We start from the raw sequence: 1279 nt of genomic DNA, 5'->3' as shown, positions 1-1279 counted from the left end.
TGTAGTGGTAGAGTGATTTTGGCCACCTAATTAGAGGATGTTATGATTGATTCATAGCAGAATTAGGTGAAAAAAATGGCAAAGAAATCACGCAAAAATTTCAGCCCAGAATTTAGATTAGAAACAGCACAATTAGTGCTTGACCATGGTTACACGCATGAAGAAGCCGCTAACGCAATGAATGTCGGATATTCAACGATTGGCAAATGGGTTAAGCAATTAAAAGAAGAACGGCAAGGTAAAGCACCAAAAGCCACACCAATGACGCCAGAGCAAATAGAAATTCGAGAACTTAAAAAACGCATTGAACGTATTGAATTAGAAAAGGAAATTCTAAAAAAGGCTACGGCTCTGTTGATGTCGGACTCACTGAACAATTCGAAATAATCGAAAAACTCAACCAGAGCCATAAATATCGATATCCAGTTAAAATACTATGTGACGTTTTTGGCGTGCATCGCAGCAGTTATAAGTATTGGTTATTGCGAGAAGATTTACCATCAGCAGAACAACTCGTATTACAAGAAAAAGTAAGGGAAGCTCACGAATTAAGTGGTGGCTCGGCTGGTGCACGGACGATTAGTGACATCATTACACAAGATGAAACTGATATAACCTTAAGTCGCTACCGAGCCAGTAAGCTGATGAAAAGCCTTGGTTTAGTAAGTTGCCAACTACCGCAACATGCTTATAAAAAAGCAGCTAAAGAGCATATAGCTATTCCAAATTTATTGGCTCGACAATTTGATGTTGCTGCGCCAAATCAAGTTTGGTGTGGTGATGTGACCTATGTTTGGACTGGAAGTCGCTGGTCATATTTAGCTGTTGTCATCGACTTATTTGCACGTAAGCCAATTGGTTGGGCAATGTCTAACTCACCGGACAGTGAGTTAACAGTGAAAGCTTTAACTATGGCTTATGAATTAAGAGGTTGTCCAAAAGGAGTAATGTTTCATAGCGACCAAGGTAGTCATTACACGAGTCGTAAATTTAGGCAAAGACTGTGGCGTTATAAAATTAAACAAAGTATGAGCCGACGTGGAAATTGCTGGGACAATGCGCCTATGGAGCGATTTTTTAGAAGCTTAAAAACGGAATGGGTACCAACGATTGGTTATCGAAGTTTAAACGAAGCTAAGATAGAGATAACAAGATATATTATTGGCTATTACAGCCAAGTCAGGCCACATCGACATAATGGCGGTTTGACACCAAACAAGTCAGAAGAAAATTTCTGGCTAAACTATAAAACCGTGGCCAATTTAACTTGACCACTACA

At 39.5% G+C, this 1279-nt stretch carries 1 protein-coding gene; it reads left to right on the top strand.

What is annotated here, in order from left to right; all coding sequences use genetic code 11:
• Positions 1-75: 75 nt before the first annotated feature.
• Positions 76-1271, top strand: a protein-coding gene (locus tag WSC_RS0102620; RefSeq protein ID WP_085953478.1) for an IS3 family transposase whose coding sequence is annotated in 2 segments (ribosomal slippage) — positions 76-343 and positions 343-1271 — 1197 coding nt in all. Because the reading frame shifts where the segments join, the coding sequence is not laid out codon by codon here.
• Positions 1272-1279: the final 8 nt, after the last annotated feature.

It is taken from the genome of Catenovulum agarivorans YM01 (genome assembly GCF_000281085.1).
GTDB lineage: Bacteria > Pseudomonadota > Gammaproteobacteria > Enterobacterales > Alteromonadaceae > Catenovulum > Catenovulum agarivorans.
The sequence above is the reverse complement of the archived record's forward strand: the minus strand, read 5'-3'. Positions and strand labels throughout refer to the sequence as shown.